The sequence below is a fragment of the Microbacterium sp. P2_F9 genome, from assembly GCF_056403635.1.
In genome coordinates this window covers 1-13,847 of the sequence record NZ_JBFUFC010000095.1, presented here as the reverse complement: position 1 = coordinate 13,847, position 13,847 = coordinate 1, and the positions used below count along the sequence as shown (strand labels likewise).

General features: G+C 70.4%; 12 protein-coding genes. 6 read left to right on the top strand and 6 right to left on the bottom strand.

What is annotated here, in order from left to right; genetic code table 11:
- Positions 1-407 (bottom strand): LacI family DNA-binding transcriptional regulator (locus AC1DVT_RS11475; RefSeq protein WP_477389029.1); only part of this gene is annotated, 407 nt, incomplete at its 3' end.
- A 98-nt stretch (positions 408-505) separates the two neighbouring features.
- Between AC1DVT_RS11475 and galT the strand changes: the two genes are divergently transcribed.
- The 4 genes from galT (at position 506) to AC1DVT_RS11455 (ending at position 4,686) form a co-directional block, all read left to right on the top strand.
- Positions 506-1,672 (top strand): galactose-1-phosphate uridylyltransferase, encoded by a 1,167-nt coding sequence (gene galT, locus AC1DVT_RS11470; protein WP_477389025.1) that lies wholly within the window; start codon positions 506-508, stop codon positions 1,670-1,672.
- Positions 1,669-2,865, top strand: a complete 1,197-nt coding sequence (gene galK / locus AC1DVT_RS11465) for a galactokinase (RefSeq protein WP_477389024.1) — start codon at positions 1,669-1,671, stop codon at positions 2,863-2,865. Before galT ends, galK begins: the two co-directional genes overlap by 4 nt.
- 289 nt (positions 2,866-3,154) lie before the next feature.
- Complete coding sequence (locus AC1DVT_RS11460; RefSeq protein WP_477389022.1) at positions 3,155-3,991, top strand: alpha/beta fold hydrolase; 837 nt, start codon at positions 3,155-3,157, stop codon at positions 3,989-3,991.
- A gap of 41 nt (positions 3,992-4,032) precedes the next feature.
- Positions 4,033-4,686: a YdcF family protein gene (locus AC1DVT_RS11455; RefSeq protein ID WP_477389019.1), complete on the top strand. Its 654-nt coding sequence runs from the start codon at positions 4,033-4,035 to the stop codon at positions 4,684-4,686.
- An 84-nt stretch (positions 4,687-4,770) separates the two neighbouring features.
- Here the strand turns inward: AC1DVT_RS11455 and AC1DVT_RS11450 are convergent, their stop codons facing one another.
- The gene (locus tag AC1DVT_RS11450; RefSeq protein ID WP_477389017.1) at positions 4,771-7,050 is read right to left on the bottom strand and encodes a glycoside hydrolase family 3 C-terminal domain-containing protein; all 2,280 of its coding nucleotides are present in this window, start codon (positions 7,048-7,050) and stop codon (positions 4,771-4,773) included.
- Positions 7,051-7,097: 47 nt separating this feature from the next.
- Entirely contained in the window at positions 7,098-8,396 is a 1,299-nt protein-coding gene (locus AC1DVT_RS11445) for an MFS transporter (RefSeq protein WP_477389015.1), read from the bottom strand.
- Between the two features lie 103 nt (positions 8,397-8,499).
- On the opposite strand from AC1DVT_RS11445, the gene AC1DVT_RS11440 reads away from it, so the two are divergent.
- Together AC1DVT_RS11440 and AC1DVT_RS11435 are read left to right on the top strand one after the other, a co-directional pair.
- Positions 8,500-9,129: a TetR/AcrR family transcriptional regulator gene (locus tag AC1DVT_RS11440; RefSeq protein ID WP_477389013.1), complete on the top strand. Its 630-nt coding sequence runs from the start codon at positions 8,500-8,502 to the stop codon at positions 9,127-9,129.
- Positions 9,126-10,631: a carboxylesterase/lipase family protein gene (locus AC1DVT_RS11435; protein WP_477389011.1), complete on the top strand. Its 1,506-nt coding sequence runs from the start codon at positions 9,126-9,128 to the stop codon at positions 10,629-10,631. The genes AC1DVT_RS11440 and AC1DVT_RS11435 overlap by 4 nt, the downstream gene beginning before the upstream one ends.
- Positions 10,632-10,756: 125 nt before the next feature.
- On the opposite strand, the gene AC1DVT_RS11430 is transcribed toward AC1DVT_RS11435, so the two are convergent.
- The 3 genes from AC1DVT_RS11430 to AC1DVT_RS11420 form a co-directional block, all read right to left on the bottom strand.
- Positions 10,757-11,743 (bottom strand): LLM class F420-dependent oxidoreductase, encoded by a 987-nt coding sequence (locus AC1DVT_RS11430; protein WP_477389009.1) that lies wholly within the window; start codon positions 11,741-11,743, stop codon positions 10,757-10,759.
- Positions 11,744-11,747: 4 nt separating this feature from the next.
- Positions 11,748-12,593: a DNA-methyltransferase gene (locus AC1DVT_RS11425; protein WP_477389027.1), complete on the bottom strand. Its 846-nt coding sequence runs from the start codon at positions 12,591-12,593 to the stop codon at positions 11,748-11,750.
- Between the two features lie 116 nt (positions 12,594-12,709).
- On the bottom strand, positions 12,710-13,759 hold the full coding sequence (locus AC1DVT_RS11420; protein WP_477389007.1) for a lipoate--protein ligase family protein: 1,050 nt from the start codon (positions 13,757-13,759) through the stop codon (positions 12,710-12,712).
- Positions 13,760-13,847 lie beyond the last annotated feature (88 nt).

The following is a 13,847-nucleotide window of genomic DNA, read 5'->3' as shown; positions in this document are numbered from 1 at the left end:
ACGAGGGCGAGGCCCGCCGGCGCGCCGGCGCCCCGCGCGACGGCGGTGGCTTCGTTGAGCACGATCGCACCGTCCACGCCCTGGTCGCGCAGCCGTGCGAAGGCGTCGGCGATGTCGCCCTCGGCAAGGGTCACGACCGTGAGGGCGTAGCCGCGCGCGGCCGCGGCATCCGCCACCGCCTGCAGCATGCGCGAGTTGCCGACGGTCGCGAGGGTCGATACGACGAGACCGATGGTCTGGCTGCGACCGGTGCGGAGCGCCCGTGCGGCGCGGTGCGGGCGGTAGCCGAGCGTCGCCATGGCCGCCTCGACCCGCGCACGCGTGGCCGGATCGACGCGAGGGCTGTCGTTGGCGACGCGCGAGACGGTCTGGCCCGACACGCCGGCCAGCTCGGCGACGTCGGCCATCGAGACCCTGCGTTCGGCCGGACCCATCGGCGTCCCCTCCGGAGGTGTGTTGCACACGTTGTGTTGACGTTACCATGGGTGTCGACTAGCGTGTTGACGTGAACACAACCCAGTTCGGCGCGACCACCATCGGCGCCGGCGTCGTGAAACGCCCCACACGCCTGGCCGACGGCCGCGAGCTGATCTACTTCGACGACCCAGGCACGGCGCTGCCGCCCGAGCGCTCGATCGACACTCGCACCCTCGATGCCCGCCCCGACACCGCGACCATGCGCCGCGATGTGCTCACCGGCGACTGGATCTCGGTCGCCGCCTCCCGGCAGAACCGGGCGTTCCTGCCGCCCGCGCACCTCGACCCGCTCTCCCCGCAGACGCCCACGAACCCGTCCGAGATCCCGTCGGTCTACGACGTCGCGGTCTTCGAGAACAAGTCGCCCTCGTTCGGTCCTGCCCTCGCCGCCGCGACGAAGGATGCCCCGGCCGCCGCTGACGCGCCGCCGAGCCTCGCCGATCTCGACACCCCCGGCCTCGGCCGMACCCGCAGCTCGGTCGGCCGCTGCGAGGTCGTCTGCTTCTCCCCCGAGCACGAGGGGTCGTTCGGCACGCTCTCCCCCACCAGGGCCCGCACCGTGATCGAAGCGTGGGCCGACCGCACCGCCGCCCTGTCCGCACTCCCCGGCATCCAGCAGGTGTTCCCGTTCGAGAACCGCGGCGAGGAGATCGGCGTCACCCTGCACCACCCGCACGGCCAGATCTACTCGTACCCGTACATCACGCCGCGCACGAAGCTGCTCCTCGCTTCGATCGAGCGCGAAGGCGCCGACCTGTTCGAGCGGATCCTCGGGTTCGAGGCATCCGGTCCCCGTGTCGTCCTCGAAGCGGAGCACTGGGTCGCCTATGTGCCGTTCGCCGCGCGCTGGCCGATCGAGGTGCATCTCACGCCCCGCCGGCACGTGCCGGACTTCGCGGCGACCTCGGAGGCGGAGCGCGACGAGCTCGCCCCCCTCTACCTGCGCCTGCTGCGCGGCATCGACGCGCTCTACGAGACCCCCACCCCCTACATCGCGGCCTGGCATCAGGCGCCCGTGCACGTCGGGCGCGACAGCGTCCGGCTGCACCTCGAGCTGACGAGCCCACGCCGGGCCGCCGACAAGCTGAAGTACCTCGCCGGATCCGAGGCCGCCATGGGCGCCTGGATCGGCGATGTCGCCCCCGAAACCGCAGCCGCGCGGCTGCGCGACGCATTAGAAGGAATCCCCGCATGAGCACCACCACCGAATCGACTCCGGATGCCGCGGCCCGCGCCCTCTTCGCGGAGCTGACCGGCACCGACCCGGCGGGCCTCTGGTCATCGCCCGGCCGCGTCAACCTGATCGGCGAGCACACCGACTACAACGACGGCTTCGTGTTCCCGTTCGCGATCGAGCACCGCACGCACGTCGCGCTCGGCGCGCGCACCGACCGGCGGATCCGCGTGGCGTCGACGTTCAGCGCCGAAGTGGTCGAGGTCGCACTGGACGAGCTCGACGCGCTCTTTCCGACAGGTCGCACCCGGGTGCCGGAGTGGGCCGCCTATCCCCTCGGCGTGGCCTGGGCGCTCCTTCACGCGACCGGCCGCAGCGCGGGTTCGGTCTCGGGTGTCGATCTCGCGATCGCCTCGGACGTCCCGGTCGGAGCCGGGCTGTCGTCGTCCGCCGCGATCGAGGGAGCCGTGGCATCCGCCCTCAACGACACCTGGGCGCTCGGCCTCGATCGCGTCGCCCTCGCGAAGGTCGGCCGCACCGCCGAGAACGAGGCCGTCGGCGCCCCCACCGGGATCATGGACCAGATGACGTCGATGCTCGGCCAGACCGACGCGGCGATCTTCCTCGACTGCCGCTCGTTCGAGGCGCAGATCGTCGACCTCGGCTTCGCCGCCGCCGGCCTCGAGCTGCTCGTCATGGACACCGGCGTGAAGCACTCGCACGCCACCGGCGGCTACCGCGAGCGCCGCGACTCGTGCGAGCTCGGCGCCCGGGCCATGGGCGTCGCGGCGCTCCGCGACCTCACCGTCGACGACCTGCCTCGCGCCGCCGAGCTGCTGGACGACGTGACGTTCCGCCGGGTGCGGCACATCGTCACCGAGAACCAGCGCGTGATCGACACCGTCGAGACGCTGCGCACGCAGGGCCCGAAGGCGATCGGCGACCTCCTGGTCGCCTCCCACGTCTCGATGCGCGACGACTTCGAGATCTCGGTCGCCGAGCTCGACACCGCAGTCGACGCCGCCCTCTCGGCCGGGGCGGTCGGCGCTCGCATGACCGGCGGCGGCTTCGGCGGCGCCGCGATCGCGCTCGTCACCCACGATGCGGTGCAGAACGTGTCGGATGCCGTGACCGCCGCCTTCGCGGCATCCGGATTCCGCGCCCCGCACATCTTCACCGTCACGMCGTCGGAGGGCGCCCGCCGCGACGCCTGACGCGAGCCGCGTTGCGCCCCGGTCGTCAAGGCCGCAGCCATTCCTCCGCCCAGCGGAGGGGTTCGGGCGAGCGGAGGTTAGATCCGGGCACCCCAACCCTCCGCTCCCGCGTGCCACTCCGCCGAGCGGAGGGCCACACTCTGCCCGTGGCAGCCCCGGCGCCCGGCGCCCGGCGCGAAGGCCGTAACCCTCGCCGTCAGAGTCCGCAACCCCCTCGCAGACACCGGATGCCTCGGCCTAACGTCGAAGCTGGTGTCGAGCGCCCGCCTCGGCGCGGAAGGGAACCGTCGTGGCCTACATCACCGTGGCAACCGAGAACACGGCCCAGATCAAGCTCTTCTACACCGACCAGGGGTCCGGTCAGCCCGTCGTGCTGATCCACGGATTCCCGCTGAACGGCGAGTCATGGGGCAGGCAGTCTGCCGCGCTGCTCGATGCCGGCTTCCGCGTCATCGCCTACGACCGACGAGGGTTCGGCACCTCGACGAAGGCGGGCACGGGGTACGACTTCGACACGTTCGCGTCCGACCTCAATGAGCTGATCAACGAGCTGGACCTCGAGCACGTCATCCTCGTGGGTGCCTCGATGGGCGGCGGTGAGGTCGCCCGCTACCTGGCCCGCTACGGCAGCCAACGGATCGCCAAGGCCGCGTTCCTCAGCTCGATCGAGCCGTACCTGCTGAAGACGGAAGACAACCCCGACGGTGCCGGACCGCAAGAGTACTTCGACGGTGTGTCCGAGTCCGTGAAAAAAGATCGCTACGCGTTCGTGACCGAGTTCTTCAAGGACTACTTCAACCTCGATGACTACTTGGGTTCCCGCATCTCGCACGCGGCTCTGAACGCCTGCGTGCAAGTGGCGAACAACGCCGGGAACGTCGCGATCGTCGCCGCACCGCTGACCTGGCCGACCGACTTCCGCGCCGACATCCCGCACATCGACGTGCCTGCCCTGATCGTGCACGGCACCGCCGACAACATCCTGCCGATCGACGTGACGGCCCGGCGGTTCCGCGAGCTGCTGCCGGACGCGGAGTACGTCGAGATCGAGGGCGCCCCGCACGGGATGCTGCTCACCCACGCCGACGAGGTGAACGAGGCCCTGCTCGCCTTCGTACAGGCCTGAGTCGGAACAGTGCCACCGGGCCGGTGCGTAGGCTCGGCGTCATGCTCCGGATGCCTCGACCCGCCGTGGCGGCGCTGGCCGCGGCATCCGCGGCCGGCGTGGCGCTCCTGACGTTCGGCGAGTGGCAGTCCTGGCGCGCCTCCCGCGCGGAGTATCCGCCTGCGACCGTGCCTGCAGCGGGGCGCGATGTCGTGCTCGTGCTGGGGTTCCGCTCGGCGGCCGACGACCGCGTGAACTGGCTGCAGCGCTGGCGCACCCGCATCGCGGTGCGCTCAGCCGACCCGACCACGGCACTGTTCGTCTTCTCCGGCGGGGCCGTGCGCGGCCGGCGGCCCGAGGCCGAGATCATGGCCGAGTACGGCATCCATCGTCTGCGGATACCGCCCGCGAACGTCGCACTCGAACCGCGCGCGACGTCGACGCGCGAGAACATCKCGTTCGCGCTGCCGTGGCTGCGCGAGGCTGCGACGATCCGCATCGCCTCGAACACTTTCCATGCCCGCCGTGCCCGCGGCTACCTGCGGGAGCTCGACCCGGCACTCTGGCATCGGCTCGCGCCGACGCGCGACCACATCCTGCTCGAGCTCGGTCCGCTGCGGCTCGCGCTGACCTTCTACGACTGGGTCGCGGCACGCACCGCGGCCCGCCGCGAGGGCACCCACCCCGGTCGTCGAGCGAGGGAGCGCAGCGACTGACACGAAACGCCCCGAGCGTCCAGGACAGCTCGAGGCGTTTCGTCTCGCTTCGCTCGCTCAACGACCCCGGGGGGTTGTGCCGGACTACTGCTGCGAGGCGTTCGCCATCGCGATCAGGCCGTCGATCATCTCGGGGCTGACCGAGCCGCCGGCCATCATCCCGATGCGGCCGACCGGGAACGACTCCATCATCTTGTCCATCGAGACGCCCTCGGGCATGATCGACGCCGCGCCCTCCATCATCTCTGCCATGCCGGCCATCGCGGCCTGCACCATCGGGCCCGCGACCGGGTGGGCGAACACCTCGCCGAGCGACGACTCGCGCGTGAGCGGCAGCGAGACCGCGTCACCGTCGACCGCGACCTCGACGGCCGATCGGATGTCGCTGCTCGACGCTCCGACCGCGACCGTGTAGTCCCCACCCTCGACGACCCAGCGGTCGGCGCGGACGTGCCAGTAGGCCAGGTCGGCGCGGCGAACCGTGAGGGTCACCTCGCGCGACTCCCMCGCCTCGAGCGCCACGAGCGCGAAGGCCTTGAGCTCCTTCGGCGCCCGCTGCACGGTCGAGCCGGGCAGCGACGTGTACGCCTGCACGACCTCGCGACCGGCACGGTCGCCCGTGTTCGTCACCGTGATGCGCACCTCGACGTCGCCGTCCGCGGTCACCGCGGCTGCGGCATCCCCGTATCCGAACGTCGTGTACGACAGGCCGTGGCCGAACGGGAACGCGACCTGCATGCGGCGCGCCTCGTACCAGCGGTAGCCGACGAACAGGCCCTCGCCGTAGCGGACGTGGCCGTCCTCACCAGGGAAGTTGAGGAACGCCGGGGTGTCCTCCAGCCGCAGCGGCACCGTCTCGGCGAGCTTGCCCGAGGGGTTGACCGTGCCGAAGAGCACGTCCGCGGTGGCCGAGCCGCCGGCCTGGCCGAGCAGCCATGCCTCGACGATCGCGGGCACGCGGTCGGCGAAGGGCAGGGCGACGATGCTGCCATTGGAGAGCACGACGACCGTGCGCGGGTTCGCCGCGAGCACGGCGTCAACGAGCGCGAGCTGGTCGGCGGGCAGGTCGATGTCGTCGCGGTCGTAGCCCTCCGACTCGAGGCGGGCCGGCAGCCCGATGAAGACGACGGCGGTGTGCGCAGCGGATGCCGCGGTCACGGCCTCGTCGCGCAGGCGTGCGGTCTCGGCGGGGTCGGCGTCGACGGCGGTCGTGAAGCCCTGCGCGTACGTCACGTCGGTCGCGACCTCGCGGATCGCGGTGAGCGCGTCGTCGAGGCGCGTCGGGTGGATCATCGACGAGCCGGCGCCCTGGTAGCGGGGCTTGTCAGCGAAGAGGCCGATCACGGCGAGCGAGGCGTCGGCCGCGAGCGGGAGGAGCGCATCGTCGTTCTTCAGCAGGACGATCGAGCGGCCGGCGGCCTCGCGGGCGAGGGCGTGGTGGGCGTCGACGTCGAGGGGACCCTCGACGCGCTCCGTCTCGGCCCAGCGCAGCGCGAGCGTCGCGACGCGCTGCGCGGAGGCATCCAGGCGCTTCTCGTCAAGCGACCCATCGCGCACCGCGGCGACGATCTCGGCATCCGTCGCTCCGCCGCTGGCGGGCATCTCGAGGTCGAGTCCGGCCGCGAGGGCGGCGACGCGCTCGTTGACGGCGCCCCAGTCCGAGACCACAAGGCCCTCGAAGCCCCACTCGTCGCGCAGCACCTGGGTGAGCAGGAACGGGTTCTCCGACGCGTACACGCCGTTGACGCGGTTGTACGAGCACATCACGGTGTGCGGCTGAGCGTCCTCGACAACGCGCTGGAAGCTGCGCAGATAGATCTCGCGCAGCGGCCGCGGGTCGATGTCGCTCGAGGAGCGCATGCGGTCGTTCTCCTGGTTGTTCGCCGCGAAGTGCTTGAGCGACGCGCCGACGCCGGTGGACTGGATGCCGTTGACCAGCGCGGCGCCCATGACGCCCGAGACGATCGGATCCTCGGAGAGGTACTCGAAGTTGCGCCCGCACAGCGGGGAGCGCTTGATGTTGGCGCCCGGTCCGAGGATGACCGCGACGTCTTCGATCGACGACTCGACGCCGAGGGCGACGCCGACCCGCTCGGCCAGTTCGGCGTCCCAGGACGAGCCCAATGCGACGGCGGGCGGGAAGCACGTGGCCGGCACGCTGTCGCCGAGGCCGAGGTGGTCGCCCCCCTGCGCCTGCTTGCGCAGGCCGTGCGGGCCATCGGTGAGCATCACGGCGGGGATGCCGACGCGCTCGACGGGCTTGGTCGTCCAGAAGCTCGCGCCGCTCGTGAGCGAGGCCTTCTCTTCGAGGGTGAGGTCGGCGACGAGTGCCGGGACGTCGGTGAGGGTGCTGGTGTCAGTCATTGCGCTGCTTTCGTATCGATTCCGTGGGTGGGTGAGGGCGTCCGCGATCAGCGGGATGCCTTGATCGGGAGCACCGCGAAGGCGCCGAGGATGCTCAGCACGATGCCGACCGGGAACAGGCCGACGTAGCCGAAGGTGAGGACGATCGCGCCGGCGACGGCGGGAGCCAGCATCTGCGGGAGGGTCGCGGCGATGTTGACGACGCCGAGGTCCTTCGCGAACGACTTCGCCGAGGGGAGCACCTGGCTCATGAGGGCCGTGTCGACCGCCTGGAACATGCCGAAGCCGAAGCCGGAGATGAACGTCATGAGCATCCACGCCCCGATGGTGGGCGAGACGATCGGGATGAGCATCGCGAGTCCGACGAACACCGACGAGCCGAAGATGAACGGCTTGCGCCGGCCGATCTTGTCGGAGAGCGGCCCTGCCACGATGGTGGAGACCAGGATGCCGACGAGGCTCAGGATGCCGAGCAGCGGGATGACGGTCGCGGGATCTTCGACGCCGAGGTAGTCAGTGRGGATGAAGAACTGGTAGCCCGTGACCGTGAAGTAGCCGGTGTAGAGCAGCAGGCGACCCGTGAAGGCCCAGAAGAAGTCGGGGTGCTTGACGGGGTTGACCCAGAAGGTCTTCAGGAAGTCCACGACGCTGAACGGCTCGCGCGGAAGGTCCTTGCTCGAGTAGTCGGGGTTGAGGAGGACGAACAGCGAAAGCGTGACGAGCGAGAACACGGCGAAGATGACGTAGCCGAGGGCGATGCTGTGCAGGAACATCGATCCGATGATCGAGCCGCCGAGCGCTCCGACCATGAGTCCGATGCCGGACAGCGCCGAGAACGTGCCGCGACGGGCGATCGGCACGCGGTCCGGCAGGATCGCGCTCAGCGGGCCCTGCGCGAAGTTGAAGCAGATCTGAACGAGCGTCATCGCGATCAGGATCCCGACGAACGTGTTCGCGAACGCGAGCCCGACGAGGGCGAGGCCGCCGGCGAGCGCTCCGATGATGATCCACGGCGCACGACGCCCGAAGCGCGACCGGGTGCGGTCGGAGACCTGACCGGCGATCGGCTGCGCAAGCATCGCGGCGAACGAGCCGACCGTCGCGACGATCGCGAGGTTGATGACCTTGTTCGCCGGGTCCAGTCCGGTGATCTGGGCGGGGAGGAGGATGCCCGGAACCGCGCCCCAGATGAGGAAGATCGCGAAGTTGGACGGGATGATCCACCACAGCAGGCGCCGCACACCCTTGATCGGCGTGGGCGGGTCGTCATTGCCCGCGGCCTCCTCGATGAAGGCGATGTCGAGGGGCTCCTCGACCGGAGCGATTGACTCTGACGGCATTGTCATGTTGGTCCTCAATGGTTCAACGACGGCTCGTCGGTGTGCCGTCACAGAAACCTTATGACACTCGGTATTGAAAATCAAGCATTGTTCGGGTTTACTGGGGCGTATGGCAACGGTGCAACCAGGACGACGCGGTTCCTACGCGAAAGGCATCGCGAAGCGCGAGGAGATCCTCGAGCGGGCTCTCGAGGTGATCGCCCGCGAGGGCTATCGCGGCGCGTCGGTGAAGGAGCTGGCGGATGCCGTGGGCCTCAGTCAGGCCGGGCTCCTGCACTACTTCGACAGCAAGGAAGAGCTGTTCACCGAGATCGTCCGCAAGCGCGACGACGTCGACATGACCGAGTACGGCGCGGCCACCCTGACGAACCCTTCTGCGGACGATCTGCGCGAGGGCTACATCGCCGTCATCCGCCACAACACCCATGTCCCCGGCCTCGTGCAGCTCTACTCGCAGCTCTCCGTCGACGCGGCCGATCCCCAGCATCCGGCCCACAGGTTCTTCCTCGACAGAGGCCAGCACCTGCGCGGCCTTTTCGCTGCGGCGCTGACCGAGCGTCGCCAAGCGGGCGAGATCTCCACCGCCATCGATCCCGAGACCCTCGCCCGAATCCTCCAGGCCGTCTCGGACGGCTTGCAGCTGCAATGGATGCTCGAGCCCGACGTGGACATGGCGGGCATCGTCGGCCAGCTCTTCGACGCGCTCACGGTCCCGACCAAGGAAACGAACCCCGCATGATCATCGATACCCAGACTCCCGTCGTGGCGATCGCCCCCGGGCGGGTGCGCGGCTTCTGGCGCGGCGAGCCCGGCACTGCCGAGGCATCCGCCGCGTTCCTCGGCATCCCGTTCGCCCAGGCTCCGGTCGGCGACCTCCGGTTCGCCGCGCCGGTGCCGCCGGAGCCGTGGGAGGGCATCCGCGATGCCGTGGAATTCGGCGCGACGSCCCAGCGCGGCGACAAGGGCATCACGCTGATCCCTGAGCCGTCAGTTCCCGGCGAGTCGACCCTCAACGTGAACGTCTTCACCCCCGTTCCGGGATCCACGGATGCCTCGCTCCCGGTGCTCGTCTACATCCACGGCGGCGGCTACACGGCGGGTTCGCCGGCCAGCCCCTGGTACGACGGCCGCTCCTTCAACCGAGACGGCGTGGTGACGGTCTCGGTCTCGTATCGGCTCGGCTTCGACGGCTTCGGCCACATCCAGGGCGCCCCCTCGAACCGCGGGGTGCGCGACTGGATCGCCGCCCTGGAGTGGGTGCGCGACAACATCGCGGCGTTCGGCGGCGACCCCGACCGGGTGACGATCGCCGGCCAGTCCGCGGGCGGCGGCGCCGTGCTGACCCTGCTCGGCATGCCGGCCGCGCAGCACCTCTTCCATGCGGTCTGGGCGCTCTCCGGCGCGCTCGGCGACATCGCCCCGGAGCGCGCGTGGAAACTCTCGGCTCAGCTCGCGAAGCTCGCCGGTGTGCCACCGACCCGCGAGGGTTTCGCGTCCGTGCCGGAAGCGCGGCTGCTCGAACTGCAGGAGAAGGCCAGCGCACCTGAGGGCCGCAACCCCATGGCGGGCGTGCGCGTGTTCCTCGACGAAGGCCTCCCTTGGGGGCCCGCCATCGACGGCGACCTCATCCCCCGGTCGACTCTGGCGTCGCTGCGGGCCGGCGTCGGCGCCGACAAGCCGCTCGTGCTGGGCGCGACGGATGACGAGTTCACGATGATCACCGCCGGGCAGAAAGGCAAGCTGCGCTTCGTGCCTGCGTCGCTCGCGCTCGGCCAGCTGGGCCTTCGCCGGGCCGGACGCAAGGAGTATCTCGCAGCGAACGAGGAGTCGCGCTCGAAGGGCACCGCAGCCATCCTCGGCCGGTACATGACCGACAAGCTGTTCCGCACCGCGGTCGTGCGCATCGCCGACATCCGCCACGCGCAGCGCGCGGACTCGAAGACCTGGGTGTACCGCTTCGCGTGGTCATCGCCGAAGATGGGCTGGGCCGTGCACTGCCTCGACGTGCCGTTCTGGTTCGACTGCCTGGACGCCGACGGCGTGTCGGCCATTGCCGGAGACGCCCCGCCGGCCGCTCTCGCCGCCGCAGTGCACGGCGCCGCGACCGCGTTCGTGCGGGACGGCGACCCCGGCTGGACGTCCTGGGCCACCGACATCGCCGCCGGACGCGTCTTCGACGGCGACCCCTCGACCCCCGCGGTGATGCCGAACGCGTTCGCGAGCGTGCTCGCGCTGATGTAGCCCGGGGCGCGGGCTCGGGCAGGCGATCCCGGCGTCTGGTTCGTTCGCGCGGCCGAAACCGCCAGACGCGCCCGAACAGGACGACCGCGTTTCCAGGTTTCGACCGCGCGAGCGCTGGAGACAGCTCAGGCCAGCGCGCCGATGACCTCGCGCTCGAAGAGATCGATCCCGGAGCGGTCGTACGCCGCCTCGGGGAAGTAGTGGATCGCGTAGCCGAGCCCGTGCTCGGCGCGCAGCGCGAGGCGCTCGGCGACCTGTTCGGGGGTGCCGAACCCGTCGGACGTGCGGTAGTCGTGCTCGATCGCGTCGGCCCGCTCCTGGCCGACGTGCGGCAGCAGTCGCGCCTTCACCRCCGCGAGGCGATCGGATGCCTCGGCCTCGGTTGCACCCACGATCGTGTTGAAGTTCGACGACCGGGTGATCTCCGCGAAGTCGCGGCCGCGCGCATCGCAGTGCCCGCGGAGGATCTCGCTCTTGCGATCGAACTCCTCGAGGTCTCCGGCGAAGTTCGTGTACGCCGCGTACTGCGCCGCGATCTTGAGCGTCACCTTCTCGCCCGCTCCCGCGACCCAGAGCGGGATGCCGCCCTCCTGCAGCGGCAGCGGCCGGACGATCGCCCGGTCGACCTGGTAGTGCGTGCCGTCGAGGGTGGCCTCGCCGGTGGTCCAGGCCTGGTGCATGATCTCGACGCCTTCGCGCAGCATCCGCAGGCGCTCCGGAACGGGCGGAAACCCGTAGCCGTACGCGCGCCACTCGTGCTCGTACCACCCGCCGCCGATGCCCATCTCGGCACGTCCGCCGGAGATGACATCGACGGTGGCGGCGACCTTCGCGAGATAGGCGGGGCTGCGGTACCCCATGCACGTGCACATCTGGCCGAGGCGGATGCGGCTGGTCGAGGCGGCGAAGGCGGCCATCAGCGTMCAGGCCTCGTGGGTGGCCTCCTCGCTCGGGACGGGAGTGGTGTGGAAATGGTCGTACACCCAGAGCGACTCCCAGGGACCTTCATCGGCCTGCCGGGCGAGCGTTGACATCGCCCGCCACTGGTCGGCGGGATCGATGCCGACGAGGTCGAAGCGCCAGCCCTGGGGAATGAAGGTTCCGAATCGCATGGGTTCAGCCTAGGAGGGGATTCCCCTCGACCTCGGCATGCGGCATCCGTTCCCGCATCACGGCGATCGCGGCAGGGTTGTCGTCGACCAGCACGGCCTCGCGACCGAGCGCCGACGCGACCGCGCCCGTGGTGCCGCTGCCGGCGAAGAAGTCGAGCACCCGATCGCCGGGGCGTGTGGAGGCCTGCACGATCCGGCGCAGGATGCCCTCGGGCTTCTGGGTCGGGTACCCGGTCTTCTCGCGTCCTGCGGTCGGCACGATCGTGTGCCACCAGACGTCGGTGGGGAGCTTGCCGCGCGCCGCCTTCTCGGGGGTGACGAGCCCTGGTGCCATGTAGGGCTCGCGGTCGACCGCCTCCGAGTCGAACCAGTAGCCTGCGGGATCTTTGACGTAGACGAGGATCGTGTCGTGCTTGGTGGGCCAGCGGCGCCGGCTCTTCGCCCCGTAGTCGTACGCCCAGATGAGCTCGTTGAGGAAGCGGTCGCGGCCGAACAGGGCGTCCATCAGGACTTTCGCGTAGTGCGACTCGCGGTAGTCCAGGTGCAGGTAGAGCGTGCCGTCGGCGGCGAGCAGTCGCCACGCCTCGATCAGTCGCGGCTCCAGGAAGCTCCAGTAGTCGCCGAACCTGTCGTCGTAGCTGCGCAGGTCGCCGCTCAGCCGCTCGTACTCCCGGCCGTGGAAGCCGCGGCGGACGACGGCAGCGGCATCCGCTCCACCGCCCGATGAGGTCGCCGTCTGGACCGACTTCGCCTGCACCCGGCCGGTGTTGAACGGCGGATCGAGGTAGATGAGGGTGAACGAGCCGTCGGCGAAGCCGCGGATCACTTCGAGGTTGTCGCCTTCGTGGATGGTGACGCGGCCGACGGTCGGCCCTTCGACAGGCTCAGGGACCGGTTCGACAGGCTCAGGGAGCGGATCGACAGGCTCAGGGACCGGATCGACAGGCTCAGGGACCGGATCTGCGGTCACGGGACGCGGTGCAGCCAGGCGTCGGACGAGAACTTCGTCGCGACGAGGGCCTCGGCCTCGGCGTACTCGTCATCGGTGATGTGTCCGGGGGCGGCGCCGTAGAGGTTCGCGAACGTCTCCTTGAGCCGCTCGATGATGGCCTCGCGAGACAGCCCGGTCTGACGCCGCAGCGGATCGACGCGCTTCGCGGCCGAGGCGGTGCCCTTGTCGCTGAGCTTCTCGCGGCCGATGCGCAGCACCTCGGTCATGACCTGGCCGTCCATGTCGTAGCTCATCGTGGCGTGGTGCAGCACCCCGCCGTTCGCCAGGCGCTTCTGCGCGGCTCCGCCGATCTTGCCCTGCGGCRACGCGATGTCGTTGAGCGGCTGATAGGTCGCGTCGATCCCGAGCGAGCGCAGCGCCTGCAGCACCCAGTCGTCCAGGAACGCGTACGAGTCGGCGAAGGTCATCCCCGCGACGAGGGATGCCGGGACGTACAGCGAGTACGTCACGATCGAGTTCGCGCCCATCATCATCGCGCCCCCACCCGAGATCCGGCGGACCACGTCGTAACCGTGGCGCGCGGCCCCCTCCGGGTCGACCTCGTTGCGATACGACTGGAACGATCCGATGACCACGGCGGACTCGTTCCACTCCCAGAGGCGGAGGGTCGGCTTGCGCCGGCCGTCGCCGACGCGCCCGGTCAGCACCTCGTCGAGCGCGAGGTTCATCCGCGGCGAGACCGGCTTCTCGTGCACGATCTCCCACGAGAAGTCGCGCCAGCCCGGCGCCGTCACGAGGGCCCGCCGCACAGTGGTGGCCACCGCCTCGGGGGTGAAGCCCAGCAGCTGCGCGCCCTCGGGGAGAGCCGCGCGCACGGCTGCGGCGATGGCCGAGGCATCCGTCTCCACCGGCAATCCGTTCACCGCCGCGTCGATGTCGTCGAGGGCGGTGTCGGGTTCGAGGAAGAAGTCGCCCGCGAGGCGGAATTCCGCGATGCGGCCGTCACGCACCTCGAGGTCGACGACGACGAGCTTTCCCCCGGGCACCTTGAATTCGCCGTGCATGACGATCAGCCTAGGCGTGCCGGTCCGCGGCGCGGGACGGCGGGCCGCCAGGCGCACGGCGCCGGCCGCCGGGCGCACGGCACCGGCC

What these genes read in the sequence shown, in the direction of transcription:
- AC1DVT_RS11440 (WP_477389013.1), top strand. Translation starts at nt 8,500, where the DNA reads ATGGCAACGGTGCAACCAGGACGACGCGGTTCCTACGCGAAAGGCATC.